8 protein-coding genes, 2 pseudogenes and 1 other annotated feature are annotated in these 15854 nt (G+C 59.6%); of the genes and pseudogenes, 3 read left to right on the forward strand and 7 right to left on the reverse strand.

Annotated features, from left to right (window positions below; translation table 11 throughout):
* From QMB98_RS03090 to QMB98_RS03100, 3 genes are all read right to left on the reverse strand, one after another.
* Positions 1-583 (reverse strand): SpaH/EbpB family LPXTG-anchored major pilin (locus QMB98_RS03090; protein WP_371684186.1); only part of this gene is annotated, 583 nt, incomplete at its 3' end.
* Between the two features lie 136 nt (positions 584-719).
* Positions 720-2669, reverse strand: a complete 1950-nt coding sequence (locus tag QMB98_RS03095; RefSeq protein ID WP_371684187.1) for a DUF5979 domain-containing protein — start codon at positions 2667-2669, stop codon at positions 720-722.
* A gap of 553 nt (positions 2670-3222) precedes the next feature.
* Entirely contained in the window at positions 3223-3798 is a 576-nt protein-coding gene (locus QMB98_RS03100; RefSeq protein ID WP_371684188.1) for a hypothetical protein, read from the reverse strand.
* A 666-nt stretch (positions 3799-4464) separates the two neighbouring features.
* On the opposite strand from QMB98_RS03100, the gene QMB98_RS03105 reads away from it, so the two are divergent.
* The gene (locus QMB98_RS03105) at positions 4465-7080 is read left to right on the forward strand and encodes a LuxR C-terminal-related transcriptional regulator (RefSeq protein ID WP_371684189.1); all 2616 of its coding nucleotides are present in this window, start codon (positions 4465-4467) and stop codon (positions 7078-7080) included.
* A 379-nt stretch (positions 7081-7459) separates the two neighbouring features.
* Here the strand turns inward: QMB98_RS03105 and QMB98_RS03110 are convergent, their stop codons facing one another.
* The 3 genes from QMB98_RS03110 to QMB98_RS03120 are packed head-to-tail and all read right to left on the reverse strand — an operon-like array spanning position 7460 to position 12683.
* A complete protein-coding gene (locus QMB98_RS03110) occupies positions 7460-7564 on the reverse strand; it encodes an LPXTG cell wall anchor domain-containing protein (RefSeq protein ID WP_371684190.1) in 105 nt (34 codons plus the stop codon).
* The gene (locus tag QMB98_RS03115) at positions 7555-9948 is read right to left on the reverse strand and encodes a DUF5979 domain-containing protein (protein WP_371684205.1); all 2394 of its coding nucleotides are present in this window, start codon (positions 9946-9948) and stop codon (positions 7555-7557) included. The genes QMB98_RS03110 and QMB98_RS03115 overlap by 10 nt, the downstream gene beginning before the upstream one ends.
* A gap of 2 nt (positions 9949-9950) precedes the next feature.
* Positions 9951-12683 carry a DUF5979 domain-containing protein gene (locus QMB98_RS03120; RefSeq protein WP_371684191.1) on the reverse strand — a complete coding sequence of 911 codons (2733 nt, stop codon included), beginning with the start codon at positions 12681-12683 and terminating at the stop codon, positions 9951-9953.
* On the opposite strand from QMB98_RS03120, the pseudogene QMB98_RS03125 reads away from it, so the two are divergent.
* Positions 12663-13571, forward strand: a pseudogene (locus tag QMB98_RS03125) (IS256 family transposase); the annotation flags it as partial. The gene QMB98_RS03120 and the pseudogene QMB98_RS03125 sit on opposite strands and share 21 nt — an antisense overlap.
* Positions 13572-13634: 63 nt before the next feature.
* A protein-coding gene (locus QMB98_RS03130; protein WP_371684206.1) for an IS3 family transposase occupies positions 13635-14890 on the forward strand; the annotation gives its coding sequence in 2 pieces (ribosomal slippage) (positions 13635-13929 and positions 13929-14890; 1257 coding nt in all).
* Positions 13925-14059: a sequence feature (AL1L pseudoknot), on the forward strand. (Overlaps the previous gene by 135 nt.)
* 76 nt (positions 14891-14966) lie before the next feature.
* Here the strand turns inward: QMB98_RS03130 and QMB98_RS03135 are convergent.
* Positions 14967-15654, reverse strand: a pseudogene (locus tag QMB98_RS03135) (BadF/BadG/BcrA/BcrD ATPase family protein); the annotation flags it as partial.
* Positions 15655-15854 lie beyond the last annotated feature (200 nt).

A 15854-nucleotide genomic window follows, 5' to 3' on the forward strand; every position in this document is an offset into this window, starting at 1 on the left:
TCTTCGGATCGGCCACAACGTCGTAAGTCCAGCCAGCTCCGCCTTCCCCAAGGGAGGTCGGGATGGAGACGTAGAAGTCGGGAACCTTGGAAACGATCGGATGGTCTCCCGGGCCAGTTTCCTGAACCAGGTAGATTCCAACATCCAAAGTGAACGTCACCTTTCCGTCGACCGTCACATCATCCTGAACGGTGGTGGTCAAGCAGAAGGGGTCCGCCGGCGCTGCGGGAGCACTGTCAAAGAGGTCTTCTAAGCCATCCCAATGACTCGCGTTCGTGAGGTCAAGAGGGACACATGTGCCCCCATCGACCTTCCCAACTCGGGTCACGGTGAACTCGACACCGTCAAGGAGATTGTCCGGGTCGAGTATTTCCCCTGGGCCAACCGGACCTCCCGAATACTTGTTGATCGTCAGTGTGCCCTCGACGGGGGCACCTGGCTGATCGGGGCCTATGTTGGTCCCGACGGGGTCGTTGTCATCAGCCATCGCGGCTGTGCCCACCCCAGCGAATCCAGCTAGTGCGAGTGCCAATGCACCGGCCCCAGCGGCAAATCGCCGTAATGCGGTGTGTTTCGTAGACATTTCTACCGCTTCCTTTCTTTCCCTCGGCCGCCATTGGCTTCGTAGAGGGTCGATATTTTTCTACTTTCCTTGCGGCCCGAGGCCGAATGCTTGCCGCTCACTTTGAGCCAATGAGCGCCGGTTGAGTCCAAACCCTCTACGCCACCTCCCTGCGGTTCTTGCGCAGGTGCGCGTAGCCCATGCCGCCCACTCCGAGAAGGAGAATCGACGGGCCAACAATCATGAAGAAATCGCGGCTCATGCCACCGGTCAACGGTAGGGCAGGCGGATCTCTTCGTTCATTTTCAACTGGGTCGAGGGTCACCTCGAGTGAGGCAGGGTCCTCTTTTCCAATGGTGAAGGTGATGGGGTCACTGTTCAGGTAGTAGCCTGCCGGCGCCTTCGTTTCGGTGAGCGTGTATTCACCCCAGGGCAAGTCCTCGATCTGGAACACGCCGGCTTCCGGGTCCGCATCGGGCCCAGCACAGGTGTCAGCCGTGCAGTCGGTAATCGCTAGCACGTCACCGTCATTGAACAGGTAGGGGCCGGCAAGCTCCCATTCCGAGCCCGACAGCTTCGCACCAGAGTCATCGACCTTTGTCCACTCCACGCTGCCGAGTTCACGAAGGGTCGTGTTTGTCACGATGATCGTCGAAGCCTGAGTAGCTGCCGTGACTGGTTCGCCAATAGTCGGCTCCCCGTCCCAGCTGTAGGAGGGATCGTCTGCCACGGGAACGTCCGGACGTCCATTCTCATTGACAACTGAGCATTCGGCACCGAGCGGAATCAGATGCGCAACATCGGACCTCCAGGTTTCACCGTCCTTGATCGGCCCCCATTCACCGGTGACCGTTTCATCTCCGAGAACGCACTGCCAGTCACCGCTGTACTCCAGATCAAGATCAGCAATGCCGTCGACAATCTTCGCGATTTCGAAATTGCCGTACACGCGCTCGGCAGTGTTTGTGACCACCACATTGGCGGTTTCATTGGCCACGATAACGGCGGAGTCAGCATCAGCCGGATACTCGATGGTTGGAGTTCCCCACTCCCATGAAGTGTTGGGAAGAGCTGCATTATCCGGTCCCGTTTCGGTCACGGTACAGCTGGAGCCAACCGGAATCTGGTTTGTAGGCACCGAACCTGATGCCGCTGTCAGGATTGCGGGACCCTCGCCGCTGGCAGTCCACGTGCCTGCGGCAGTCTCATCTCCTCCGATGTAGCAGGAGTATGTTCCAGTGAAGGACGCATCGTCAGCCGTCCCTGCCGGAACATCAAGGTACTTCTTTTCAATCGTTAGTGCACCATGCTTGGGAGGTTCCTGGTTCAGAACCGTACAGGCAACGATGGAATCTACCTTCACATCGACATCAAAGCCGAGGTCCCCACTGTTGGTGACCGGGACGGGTGCTCCGCTAGCTTCACAGACTGCGTTAAAACCGTTCTGCCGCACAAGCTCATATCCATCTTGTTGGGTCTCATTGATTGCGACTGTCCGTGAGGCTGTTGGATCCGTACCCAAATTCAGACGGAAGTTGACGGCTCCAGTCTCTTCATCAGTCACCCTTTCCAGTGAAGAAACAAGAGACTCATTGTCTGCGACCAGCACTGCGTCAGTCGTGGTAGCAGTGAAGAACCAGCCAGCGGGGGAAGAATCGATTATCTCACCATCGGCGTCAACGATCTGCTTTGTTACGGAGACAGAGCCCCTGCAGTTCTTACGAGCAAGCTCTTCCAGCTGCTCTTCAAGTGCTCCGTAATTGGCAACCAGGTAGTAGTCAGTACCTTCTATGTCGCCGGAAACATCCTTGATATTTTCCTCGTCGACACCGCTACCAACACCGAGCCCCATGACAAACGCGCCATTCGACTTCAGATCATTGGCCCGGAGAATCGCAGTATCAAGGTCGATCTGATCGAAACCTGTCCCGTAGTCATCATTTCCGGGCGGAGCACTTCCCGGGGTGCCGTAAGCGGTTGGTTTTCCATCGGTAATAAAAACGACCATGTCATAACCACCGGCAACTTGCCCAAGCCCAGCATCCCAGTTCGTTCCACCCTGAGCGTTGTCCGGGCGTGAAAGACCGTTGATGTGTGCACGAACCACGTCAGCACCGTCATCCGTCGCCACCGAAGTTGCGGGGAGATTTGTGTTCGACCCTGCTGGGGCAAACGTCGCAAACGAATATATGCCGACGCTTGAGGGAGTACCTTCAAGCGCGTCAATAAACGCCACTCCCGCTTTCTTCGAGTTTGTGACATCCGAAACGGTCAACGAGTTCGATAGGTCAAATACGAGAGCGATGCTCAGGCCACACTGGTTGGGCAGTGCCGGGTTCGGCATCGGATTGACACTGACAAATCGTTGCACAAACGTGCCGAAGCCATGAGTACGCTGTCCGTGTGCATTATTGAAACCCCCGGAATCACCAATACTCTTTTGATAATTGCTGGAACCGGAAGGTCTCTCATAGCTCGCCTGCCCATACGAGAACTGACCAGATTGTTGCGTGATCCGATATCTCGTACCGGTTACGACGTTGTGTCCATCAAATTGCTTAACTAGGAACTCACCTGGATCGGGATCAAGGTCCGACCCGGTACATGGGAAAGCAGTACAGTCAACGACCGTGGTCGTACCATTCCAACTACCCCACGATCTATACGCGATAGTAAACGTCGCTCCGCCGACCGGGTTCCCACTTGCGTTCTTCACATCCCAATAGATGAAGGGGGGGCGACGCCTCATCAGGCGAGCCCACCGCCATCGGCTCAATCGCGGCCTCACTGGCAAGCGACGACGCTTCACCATCTTCTTGACCCTCATCGATTCCAACCACGTCGTCCTGGACGACGATATCCTGCTCATCAGCCGGGTCCCTTGAGCCTTCGTCACCAGGAATTGGCGTTGCCGGCTCGTCCGGTTCTTCGACGATGGGATCGTCCGGCTCAGGAGCGGTAACCGGATCGACGGGATCATCCGGTGTCGGCACGACTACTGGATCGACGGGATCATCCGGTGCCGGCACGACTACCGGATCGACAGGGTCCTCCACGGGAGAGTGGCTCTCAATCGGATCGGCGGGCTTCTCGATCTTGGCACCGCGGCCCGTCGTGTCATCCGAATCCCCCGCTGCTGCCACGCTGAGCGGAGCGAGGCTCAAACCTAAGAGGGCGGCGGCGAGGGCCGCTGTCATCTGTGACCGCCAGTTACGTGATCGCATTGTTCTCTTCATGTCATTCACCTCGAGCGATGCCGGTCCGTTTGGTTACCGCGGACTGACGTAGGGCTTAGAAACGATTGGTCAATCGACCTCGTGTAGGCGGTGGACAAGCAGAGTTTCGTGGCGATCGTGACCGTGGCCGTAGCAAAAAAGCGCTTCACACATGTATGTCGCACGACTACCCCCACCCGAACAGACAGCTTTATCCAAAGAGATGAGCCACCCGCTCGCTACCGACTTCTATCCCTTTCTCGTCAAGAAGGCTGATAGTTCGGGTCCGGGCGGACTGCTCAGAAACCGAGACATCTTTTGTTCCAGTTTGCAGTTGATTCTTTGCCCTCGGGACCACTTGCTCAATCGATATGGGCCTAAATCGTCCCGTTTTCATCATCAAATTATGAGAAATCTAGAAACTAATTGATGAAAATGACTGCTGGACCTAATGAATGAAAATCCTTTATTGATGAGTAATCAGTACTGCCCGGATCGGATCACACCTGGATCACCCGGAAGCGCGCCACTCATCGTTTCTTAATGAGACACGCCTGAATCCTTGCGTAATCACCGCAAAAGGCATACAGTCATTCCACGATCTTCTAATCGATCAGTCAGAGTCGTCCGGTGGTTCACACCTGGCAAGGGAGCCTGTCGGGCACCCACCGAGCCGGAGAGTTAGCTATGCCTCGGAGTGCTTTCAAGCGTCTTGTTACTACGCCTTGGTTCCTTGTCTCCATACCAGAGCCGAATCCAGGGTCACTCCCACGACCACGCCTCGATGACCTCCTTGAGTCAAGCAGTAGCGATTTTCCGATCACAATTATTGAGACTCCCCCGGGATTCGGCAAGGCCACCGCCCTTGCCGCTATGGCCAATGCTCGGAAGGAAAGTACTGCATGGGTGACGGCCCTTGCTGTCTACTCAGATCCGGTCCCGCTCTTCGCTGCGATACTCTCGTCGCTTCATTATCTGTACCCGGGCAATCAAGGGATCCACGATGAGATCACGCGGCTCAATCAGGACGATGACCCGCTACATTCCCGCATTGCCTCGGTGCTCTCCCATCTGCCCGAGGACAGCCGCACGGTCGTCGTCATCAACGATGCTCATTACCTCAGCAAAAAGGCACTCACAGAGCTGGTGGTGCCACTGGCTCGCTACAGCCGGGGCCAACTGCATTTCATTCTGTCCGGGATGCAGTCGCTCACCTCGTGGCTCGCAAAGAAGACTGCCGAGGGCATTGCCCACACGATTCCCCACTCGGAGTTCCTTTTCACGCGGGAGGAAATGACCGAGCTTGCTACCGCTGCCGGTCTTGACCCCGAGCGGATCCATGCCGCCAACCGCTGCATGCATGAGGAAACGCACGAGTGGCCGGTCGCCGTTCAGCTCCTCATTAAGAGCCAGTACGAGGCCACCGTGGATGTGGAGACCGGTACGGCCCCGACCCTCCTCACCGAATACATCGTCAACGAAGTGCTCACCAGCTTGCCCAAGCGGCTCCAGGACTTCATTCTCACCGCCACTGCCTCAACGGGCACCAGCCCGAAGCTCGTCACGCACCTGACAGGTGACATCAGTAGCCCTGCTCTCCTACAAGAATGCCAGCGCCGGGGACTTTTCCTTGAACTCTTGAGAGACAAGGACAGTGATCCTCGGTTCCGTTGGCATCCGCTCTTTGCCCAGAGCTGCCAGGACATTCTCAAGGAGCGCGACCCCGAGCACTACGATGCGATGCAGAGGAGAACGGCGGAGTGGATGGCAACGCGGTATCCCTCGGTTGCCATCACCCACGCACTCAAGGTCAAGGACCCCGACTTCGCGGTTCATATGATTGAGGACGTGTGGCTCCAGATGATCACGAGCGACCACACGGCAACTCTTGAAAGCCTCTGCCTCGAGGTTCCCACTGCCGGACGCGACCTTCCGAGCCTTCTCTATATCCGCGCCTGCTGCCGTGACATCCTGGGGGATGCCATCGGTGCCAAGATGCTGAAGGCACGTGCCGATCGCGGCATCGCAACCCTCGAAGGGGACGAGGCTGAACGCACTCGAATCACCAAGGCCTTCGCTGAGCTCCTCCTGCTGGAGAACCACTCGGGACAGGATGCGGCTGTCAGCACTGCCGAGGAGATCCTGACAACGACACAGCTCCACAGAAGTCTCTTTACCCACGGTACGTTTATCACCGCATGGAACTGCCTGAAGCTGAGCCGCGCCCCCAGGCGCGCCGCCGCCCTTTTCGGTAGCGTGTCCGCGAACGCCGAGATCGCCGGCTTCCCACTAATCGGACAGAGCGCCAAGGTCGGCCTTATCACGGCGGAGGCTTTCTCGGGCCGGTTCCGGGTTGCCCGGCACCTCCTTGACGAGTTTGACACCGATCACAAAGTGTCGGCGCCGAACAGCCCGGTTGTCGGCCACGTGGTCGCCTGGCCGGATGCTTTCATGTCTTTCTGGCAGGGTGACATGAACCGCGCGGTTCAGCTCGTCCGTGAAATCGATAGCGTGGACGGCTACGGGGTTGACGAAACAGACCTTGCTCGACTCTATTTTGCGTATGCTGCTGCCCTGTCGCGCGACACATCCCTGCTGAATGAGGCAACGATCATGGTGGGGAAGATGGACGATGAGGAGACTCATGGCATGCCCTGGCCAATATACAAGCATGTTGCCGAGGTCTGCCTTCATCTCGCCCGCGGGGATCGCACCCGCGCCATTGCCCTTCTCGAAGATGTCAAGGAACATTCGTGGGCCGGAACCAACCGGATCATCATCGCCGAACTGTGGTTCCGATTGGGACTGCCCGATCGTGCACGCCGCGAACTCGACCACGTGGATGACACGTCTCTCGTCAGTTTCAATCTTGCGCTCTATCAGAAGACCCTCGCGGCGATTGACTGGGTGAAGGGAAACAAGCGCAGGGCGCACAGCCGGTTTGAGTCGGCCCTCGACGCGGCAGTGCCGGAGGGCGTTCTCATTCCGTTCATTTACCTGGATGACGCAAGCCGAGAACTCATGACAACACATTCCTACTCGGGGACGAAGCACAACGATTTCCTTATCACGAGGATTGCGGCAGATGCTGCTCGAAGCCGCAAGTCCACCGGTGTCGGCGCACTGCTGTCCGAGCGCGAGTACGAGGTATTCAGTTTCCTGGCAACACCGATGACGGCCGAGCAGATCGCAAAGAATCTGTTCCTCTCCCCCGCCACGGTCCGCTCGCACCAGGCTTCGATCTACCGGAAGCTCAGGGTGACGAACAGAAGAGATGCCGTCAGGCAGGGCCTGAGCCTCTAGCTGTCTGCTTACCGGATCGGGCCTTGTGCTGACACCATTCGGGAACGGTAACTCTCGTCGTCGTCCTAGGAGATCTGCGACTTCCACGTATGAACACGCGGTTCCCGCCACTCGAGTTGCCGTTGAGGAGAATCCGCGATCCGAGCTGCTTTCAGTCCAGCAGCCGCCATTCTGCTATCGCGATCCAGGCCACAAAGGTGACGCACGGGATTCCCACCGGATCAATCGGAGGTGCTCTCCACAGCTCCCGACCCCCTGTCCTCACGGTTCTTTCCCTATCAACGGAAGCGGCGCCAGTCCGTAGACTGACGCCGCTTCTTGGTTGACCGGGTGGAGTCACCCACCTGTCGTTTTACCGGATGGATTCATCCATCGGTTGTTAGGCATTCTTCCTGCGCGCCGTGTAGAGCGCAACGAGGCCTGCTGCCAGGAGGAGGAGTCCGAGCACGATCGCATTGCGAACGTCCGCACCCGTCACCGGCATGTCCGGACCGGAGGGATCCTCCGGTCCGCGGGAATCTCATCGAAATCGTTGTCGAGGGTGACGGAGACGGCGGTGCCTGCCTCGTCTTCGACAACGATGACGACCTCGGTTCCGTCGCCGTTGATGGTGACATTGGAGTCAGCCGACCATTCGGCTCCCTCCCACGTCACGGTTGCGGGAACATCGAACTCGCCCTCGGTGAGGGTGACTTCGGTGCCGAACGGCACGTTTTCGATGGTGGCGGGCTCCCCTGCGACGAGCTCGAGCTCAACGCTTTGCGGGGCGCCGAGGATGTCGGTCCACGTGGCTGTGACCGGGTAGGTCGTGTTCGCCGGGACAAGGTCCGCTCCGGAGCCGGAGAGTTCCTTAACGATCGAGAGGTTGCCCAGCGTTGCGTGAGCAACGTTGGTGATCTCAACGGTCGGGTTCTGTGCCGCTGCGATTGTCAGCGTCGCGGTGCCGTCCTCGTTGATGACAAGGCCTTCGACTTCGCCCCAGGCTGGAGCTGCCCACGTGAAGGCCGCGTTGCCGGCGAGAGCATCCTCGACAAGGGTGACCTCCGTGCCGTGCGGCAGATACTCTCCGAAATCGACGGGGGTGCCGTCGACCGGGACCTCGATCGAACGGGAAACGGTGACCAGGTCACCAGTCTCCCCATCGGCCTCAACCCAGGTTGCAATGATCGTCACGGTCTCGGACACGTCGGGGTTGTCCAGGAGGACTCCCTCAACGTACTTGACGAGCGTGAAGGTGCCAGGGGCCCAGGTCGCCTCGTTGGTGACGGTCACGAGTGTGACATCGTCCTGCTGGTCGGAGACAACAACGTCGGCGCTGCCGTCACCGTTGTCGGTGACGTCGTCACCGGAGATGACGATCTCATCCCAGATCACGGTGTCGAAGCCGGGGCGGTCGCCCTCGGTGATCGTCACAACCGTGCCGGCGGGCAGATCCTCGCCAAGGGGCGTGGGCTCGACAGCGTTGATCGTGAGCTCGCGAACCTGCTCGACGTCATCAGCGTCGGTCCAGGTGACGGTGACCGGGAATTCGGTCTCGGGAGCAACCTCGTCGGCTGCTTCACCGGCGATGCCCTTGATGATGGAGAGGCCAGCAACGGAGGTTGCCGCATGGTTCTCGACCACGACAGCTGCCTCAGCGTTACGTCCGACTGTCACGACAGCGGAGTTGCCGTCGATCTCGACGCCATCACCGGACCAGGCGGGAGCTGCCCAGGCGATGCTCGAACCATCCTCAAGCGGAACCTCGGTCAGAGTAACCATGGTGCCGATAAGCAGATCCTCACCGAGCGGGACCGGGGTGCCATCGGTCGGGACCTCGAGGGTCTTCGAACCGGGGGTACCTTCCTCGTCCCACGTAGCGTTGATCGTCACGGTGGCCGGAACGGCCTCGTTGTCCGCCTGAGCACCGGTCACGAGCTTCGTGATCGAGAACGTGCCGACGGTGCGCTCAACGCTGTTCGTCAGGGTGACGACGGCCGGCTCATCAACGTGATCGGGAGTGACGGTGACGGACTCCGGGGAGAACACGGGCTCGCCCCAGGTCAGGATGTCATCGTCAAGAAGTTCTGCCTCGGAGAACGTGACAACGGCACCGATCGGGAGATCGGCGATGATGATGGGCTCGCCCGCGGTCAGCGTGAGGACGCGATCGTCCTGTGCCGGGAAGTCCTCGCCAAGGGCCGACGTGTCAATCGACGCAGTCACCTGGTAGGTGCGGTCTACGTCAACATTTCCGATGGCTCCGCCTTCGATTTCCTTGACGATGCTGATCGAGCCGAGTTCGGCATCGTTCGTCAGGGAAACGGCAACGTTCTCGCCCGGACTGTACACGACGGTTGCGGTTGCGCCGTCTTCGGAGACCGTCACGCCATCAGTTTCAGCGAAGACCGGAGTGCCGAAGTGGACACCGGGGACCTCGGGGAACGTCGGCTCGGTCAGAACTGCCGTCCATCCCGGACCGAATTCGTTCGATGCTGTGACGGGAGTGCCGTTGAGCGTGACCTCAAGGTCGTACTCGGACTGGGCTTCGCCCGCCGGGTCGAACTCCTGAACGTGAACCGAGAACACGGTGCCGTCGGCAACGAATTCTGCACCCGCGTTGTCGACAATCGACTTCGCTAGCGTGAACGTGGAGGTCGCCCACTCGGCCTCGTTGGTAATGGTCAGGAGAGTGACATCACCCTGCTGCTCGGAGATAACGACCTGTGCGCTGCCGCTGCCGTTGTCGGTGACGCCGTCACCGACAATCGAGATTGCGCCCCAATCCACCGGGGTAACCTCGGGGCGGTCGCCCTCTGTCACGGTAACAACGGTTCCTGCCGGAAGGTCGACACCAAGCGGGGTCGGATCAACGGCATTGATCGTCAGGTCTAGCGACTGCTCTTCGCCCGCTTCATCGGTCCAGCTCGCGGTGACGGGGAAGGTGCGTTCGAGGGGACGGAGTCAGCGGCTTCGCCGGAGACTGCCTTGATCAGCGAGATCGTGGCCGTCGACGTGTTGGCGACGTTCTCGATCTCAATAGCCGCGTTCTCCTGGCCGATGGTGACAACGGCGTTGTCGACAACGGTGCCGTTAACGGTCCAAATGGGAGTGCCCCAGGCGATGCTCGAGCCGTCCGCGGGAACGACCTCGGTCAGCGTGACCTCGGTACCGACGAGGAGGTCCTCGCCGAGCGGCACTGAGGTGCCATCGGTCGGGACCTCAAGCGTTTTCGACCCTTCGACACCCTCTTCATTCCAGGTCGCGTTGACGGTAACGGTTTCGGGAACCGCAGCATTGTCAGCCTGGTCTCCCGTAACCGTCTTGGAAATCGACAGGGTTCCGGTCGTGCGGTCCACCGTGTTCGTGACAGTGACCTGGGTCGGGTTATCGTCCGAACCAGCAGCGACGGTCACGCTCTCCGGGCTGAACAAGGGGGCTGCCCACGTGAGGAAGTCCGTCGTGGCGGGCGTTACCTCAGTGAAAGTCACAACGGCGCCGATTAGGAGGTCGTCGATGATAACGGGCGTACCGGGAACGAGAGTGAGCTCCTCGCTCCAGGAATCGGGAACCAGGTCGCCGAGTCCATCGGTGTTGATGTGGGCAGTGACAGCGTAGCTCTCGGGAAGCTCGTCGGAACCGATGATGGAGTCATCCTCGATCACAAGGTCCTTCTCGACGGAGACCGCGCCAAGCTCGGTCTGGTTGGTCAGCTCTACCGCGATGTTCGCGCCGGGGGTGAGCGCGGCGATTGCCCGCTTTCCACCGTCCTCGACAACAACGTTCTCCGAAGCCGTAAACACGGGGTCGCCGAAGGCAACGCCGGGGACGTTCGGGAACGAGGGCTCGGTCAGGATGATCGTCCATCCCCGACCGCGAGCGTTAAAGCCCGAGATCGGATCGCCGTTGGCCGGGACCCTCAGATCGTATTCGACCTCAACTCCGCCGGACGGGTTGATTTCCTGAACGTGCACCGTAAACTCGGTGCCATCCGGAACAAAGTCGGCGCCGGGAGCGGACTCGTCAATGGTCTTGGAGATAGCGACGGAGCCTCGGGTCGTACCCTGGCCGGTTCCGCTGCCGCTGTAGTTCTGCGTGGCAGAGGTGCCCCAGTCGATGCCGGCACCCTCGATGTCGTTACCGTAAACAGTTCCGACACCATCCATGCCACCGGACGTCGTGCAGGTGGTGTAGCTCAGCAGGTACTGGTACTCGGGGCTGAACCCTGTCGTCGTCGTGCCGTCGGGCTGAATGAGCTCGGGCTGCGGAATCGTAAACGTCAGTTCGTTCGACTCTTCGTCAAACGCAGCGGTGACCGAGTCTCCCAGCTGTGCGGTGGGGAGGCCGCCATCATTGATCTGGTCGATTGCCTCGAAAGTGAAGCCGAGCTGCGCCTTCAGGCCGCCTGTCGGGTCACCGGGAACGCAGACCGTGTGGCTGTCGCTGAGCGTGTCGGTGAGAACCAGGTCGCCGTCGAGCGATGCGAGCTTCTCACCGGGAATGCGGACGCGCCACTGCACCGTTGTCTGAGGCAGGTGTTCCACACCGTCAAGTGTCCGAGCCTTCGTATTGATGCTGCCGCTCTTCCCCTGGCTACGGTCGGGAACCTTCTCGGGGTTGGTGGTGGCCTCAAAGCCGTTGACAAGCGCGTCGTTGGAATACGTGGTGCCACCGGTCGGAAGATCGTCCTGCGTAACCTTCGTCGTGTACCTGATGATGTATCGGTAGTCGGAGGCCTTGAAATCGAAGGAATCGTCCGCTGGAACCGTGTAGGTTGCCTCGAAGGAGTTCGCGGTCCAGGAGTCGTCCGACTTCGCGAGAAGATCGGTCACGTCCGTGTCGCGCTGCCCGGACGGGCCGTAACGCTCCGTGATCGTGAGGTTTTCAAGCGTTTCCGCGGTCACTTCGTGGCCGTCGCCGAGGGTGTCCTCGATGGTCAGCGAGTCGTTGCCCACCAGGGCGTCGCCGTCGATGGTGACAGTCCAGGCGATAAGGCCGTTGCGGTCGGCGCTACCGAGAACGGAGCCCGACTTGGCAACACCTGCGTGCCAGGGATGGTTTTCGACGCCGCTGCCCTTGCTCTCGCCCCAGATGGCGACAGACGCATTGTTGTCATATGTAGTTCCAGCCGGATCGATCTGCCCATCGGGGGTGCAGGTTTCGTAGGTGATCTGGTAGGTGACGTTCGGGTCAAAGCCGCCTTCTGGGGCGGTCAGGACGATGTCGAACTCCTGCGGCAGAGTGGTCGTGACGTTGTCGAGCTCGGCAATCGAGCTGACATCGACAACCGTGCTCCCGCGGACCGTCTCGACTTTGACGCTCGCAGGCGTGCACAGCTGGTGGCCTGCTCCGAGCGTGTCGTGGACGGTCAGGGTCTCGTTGCCAACCAGGTTCGTGCCGGGGAGCTCAATCGTCCACGTCATCGACCAGTTGTTGGAGTTCATATAACCGGACTTGCTCCACTCATCGGGGAGCACAATGCCGTCGGAAATGCCGCCCTCGCCGGGGAGCTCGACCGGAACGTCGGTTCCGTTGAGGTCGAAGATGGAGGGTGTCAGATTGTTTGTGTAAGGGGTGGTTTCTGATCTGAAAGAGAGATACTGATGTCCATGATTGATGATCATGCTCGACAGGAGCGTCGCCGGGCCCAGAAAGAGGGCGTTGAAGCTTTGGAGGCTGCGGGTGTCCTTGACGACCTCTATGCCGCTATTGATTCCGGTGAGCTTGACCTGGAAGGCAAAGACGGCCTGATCCAACAGATCATCAAGGCCGGCCTTGAACGTGGCTTACAAGCCGAGTTATCTGATCATGTTGGCTATGACAAGGGCGACCCCGACGCCGGCATGTACCCCAACTCCCGCAATGGTTCCTACCCGAAGACCGTGGCCACCAGCGTGGGAGATATCGAACTCGCGATCCCGCGAGACCGGGACGGGACGTTCACTCCGATGCTGGTACCCAAAGGTAGTCGGCGTCTGGACCAGCTCGATGAGATGATCATCAGCTTGTATGCCGGGGGCATGACGATCCGCGATATCGAACACCACCTGGCCACCACCGTCGGTGTCGACCTGTCTCGGGAGACGATCAGCAACATCACTGACGCGATCTTGGACGAGATGCTCATCTGGCAGCAGCGTCCCCTGGATGCTTTCTATCCGGTGATCTACCTCGACGCTCTGGTGATCAAGATCCGTGATGGTGCCCATGTGCGGAACAAGGCCGCTCACATCGCGGTGGGGGTGGATATGGATGGGATCAAGCATGTACTGGGGATCTGGATCCAAGCCACCGAAGGAGCGAAGTTCTGGGCCGGGGTCTGTGCCCAGCTCGCTAACCGCGGGATCCAAGACGTCCTGATCGTGTGCTGTGACGGCCTGACCGGCTTCCCCGAAGCGATCGAAGCAACCTGGCCCATGGCAACGGTCCAGACCTGTGTCGTGCACCTGATCCGGGCAGGGATGCGGTTCGTGTCCTACAAGTCTCGCAAAGCCGTTGCCGCGGCGTTGAAGTGATGCGCCCTGGGTTTGATGGAGATTCCTGAGCTTGGAAACAAGGATGGAATAATGTCAGTTATGAACAATCCCGGACGCGCCTCGCAGCGGCGGTATTCACCAGAGGAAAAGGCGGCAGCGGTGCGCATGGTGCGCGCGTTACGCAAAGAGCTGGGCACAAAGAACGGCACGGTCAAAAGAGTTGCCGATCAGCTCGGATACGGCCCAGAATCGGTACGCACCTGGGTGCGTCAGGCCGATATTGATGAAGGCCAGGCCCCGGGTGTGAGCACTGATGAGGCCCGCCGTCTGCTCGAGCTTGAGCAGGAGAACCGCGAGCTGCGCCGGGCCAACGAGATCCTCAAACGCGCAGCGTCTTTCTTCGGGGCGGAACCGGGCCGCCAACACAAGAAATAGTGGCCTTCATCGACTTAAATAGGGACGATATTGTGGCCGGGCGCCGTCTTGGAGTCGAGTCCATCTGCAGGGTATTGCAGGTGGCTCCAAGCACGTACTACGCCGCGAAGAAACGTGGCCCCTCTGCTCGTGCGATCCGGGACGCGGAGCTGATTCCCCAGCTGTTTGAGCTGTGGGAAGCGAACTACAGCGTCTATGGAGTGCGGAAGCTGTGGAAGGCTGCACGCCGTGCGGGAATCGATATCGGCCGCGATCAGACCGCCCGTCTTATGCGAGCAGCAGGGATCGAAGGGGCACGACGGACCAAGAAAGTCCGAACCACTCACCGTGATGCGACTGCCCCTCGGCATCCTGACTTGGTCGACCGTGATTTCACCGCCACAGGCCCGAATCAGCTGTGGGTCACCGATCTGACATTCGTTGCCACCTGGGCCGGGATCGCGTATGTGTGCTTCATCATCGACGTCTACTCCCGCATGATCGTCGGCTGGCGAGTCGCCTCGCATATGCGCACACCCATGGTCCTCGATGCGATCGAGATGGCCCGCTGGTCGCGCGGGACTCACCTGCCCGGGCTTCGGTGTCACAGCGATGCAGGCAGTCAATTTACGTCCATTCGCTACGGCGAGCGTCTAGCGGAGATCGGCGCTGTTCCCTCGATCGGTACTGTTGGCGATAGCTACGACAACGCTCTGGCTGAGACGGTTAACGGATACTACAAGACCGAGCTCGTGCGCGGGCCGGCACACCCGGGTCCGTGGAAGACGATCGAGGATCTAGAACTGGCCACCCTGAGCTGGGTCCACTGGCACAACACTGAACGCCTTCACGGCTACCTCGGAGACGTACCACCGATCGAGTTCGAGAACACCCACTACACTGCTACCAGCACCCCCAACGTGCTGATCGGAATCAAATAAAAAGAGTCTCCATCAAACCCAGAGCGATTCAAAAACCCATTAACCCGCCACCCCCACTTACACAAACAACTTGACAAGCCCTCGTTAATTTCGGGGGCAAGGTGGTAGGTCCGACCAGCATGACGGTGCCGCGGATCGGGCCGCCCGCGGCCAGCCCCGCCACCGTCTGAGTGGCAACCGTCTGGAACACCGAGGCAGCAATGTCCTCTCGGTGAACGCCCTGCTTAAGAAGCGGCTGAACATCCGTCTTCGCGAACACACCGCACCGGGAGGCAATCGAGTACAGCTCCGTGTAGCGGGAGGGCGAGCTCGTTGAGCCCGGCAGCATCCGTTGCCAGTAAGGATGCCATCTGGTCAACAAAGGCGCCGGTACCTCCGTCGCACGTGCCGTTCATCCGCTGCTCAGGTGTGGGGTGCAGGTAGGTAAGCTTCGCATCCTCACCACCCAGCTCGATGATGACATCGGTGTCAGGATATTGGCGGCGGGTCACCTCGGTCTCCGCAATGACCTCTTGCACAAACGGCACATCCAGTTGCTCCGCCAGTGCCATACCGCCCGACCCGGTGAAAGCTGGTTGCACTTCAGCATCGCCAAGTTCCCTACTAACGTCCTGGTGGAGCTTCGCGAGCTCAGCCCGCACGTCAGCGTTGTGTCGGCGGTAGTCACTGAAGACCGTCTGCTCTCCATCGAGCACCACGGCCTTCACAGTCGTCGAGCCAACATCGATCCCGAGTTTCAGCATGTGCACAGTCCTTCCACTCATGCCGCCGTATCGAGAATCAAGTATACTTTCGTTCATGTTGAAATTAAATTCGCAACTTGGCACAATCCGCCACAACTCGCCACTCCCACTGGCGAGTATACTGGCATAGTTTCCGTCAGCCCGAAACTGCCGCACGGACGCCTTCAGCCTTGCCCTCCACCTCGGACTCCTCCGAGGAAACTAGTGCAATGAGTTGTGGG

Origin of the sequence: Flaviflexus sp. (assembly GCF_041440645.1) — a bacterium.
Lineage (GTDB): Bacteria > Actinomycetota > Actinomycetes > Actinomycetales > Actinomycetaceae > Flaviflexus.

Bases quoted from the DNA above. Each gene is read 5' to 3' on its own strand.
- QMB98_RS03110 (WP_371684190.1), bottom strand. From the start codon at position 7,564: ATGCCGGTGACGGGTGCGGACGTTCGCAATGCGATCGTGCTCGGACTC.
- QMB98_RS03120 (WP_371684191.1), bottom strand. From the start codon at position 12,683: ATGATCATCAATCATGGACATCAGTATCTCTCTTTCAGATCAGAAACC.
- QMB98_RS03105 (WP_371684189.1), top strand. From the start codon at position 4,465: ATGCCTCGGAGTGCTTTCAAGCGTCTTGTTACTACGCCTTGGTTCCTT.
- QMB98_RS03100 (WP_371684188.1), bottom strand. From the start codon at position 3,798: ATGAAGAGAACAATGCGATCACGTAACTGGCGGTCACAGATGACAGCG.